The following is a 428-nucleotide window of genomic DNA, read 5'->3' as shown; positions in this document are numbered from 1 at the left end:
TTGCGCCATGCGCCTGTTCCGCCTCGACCGGCGCTGAGCCGGTCGCCATCTCCCACAGTCCGCAGCTTCAAAAGTGGCAGGAGTTCGTATCGGAAGCAAGCCGGCGCTTTCGTGTTCCCCAGGCGTGGATTTACGCCGTCATGGATGCCGAAAGCGGCGGCAATACGATGCGCGCAGGCCGTCCCATCACCTCCAGCGCCGGCGCCATCGGTCTCATGCAGGTGATGCCTGGCACCTATGCGGAGATGCGGGTTGAACACGGCCTTGGACGTGATCCGCATGATCCACGCGACAACATCCTCGCCGGGACCGCCTATCTGCGCGCCATGTATGATCGCTTCGGATTTCCCGGCCTGTTTGCCGCCTACAACGCAGGCCCCGAGCGCTACGAAGACCATTGGCAGCGTGGCAAGCCGCTGCCAATGGTC

Annotated in this window: 1 protein-coding gene; it reads left to right on the top strand. The window is 63.6% G+C overall.

Translation table 11 applies throughout. The features are described from left to right. A partial coding sequence (locus tag E5W87_RS35620) for a lytic transglycosylase domain-containing protein (RefSeq protein ID WP_292408689.1) occupies positions 1 to 428 on the top strand: 428 nt, incomplete at both ends.

The organism is Mesorhizobium sp., assembly GCF_004962925.1.
Taxonomy (GTDB): domain Bacteria; phylum Pseudomonadota; class Alphaproteobacteria; order Rhizobiales; family Rhizobiaceae; genus Mesorhizobium.
The sequence above is the reverse complement of the archived record's forward strand: the minus strand, read 5'-3'. Positions and strand labels throughout refer to the sequence as shown.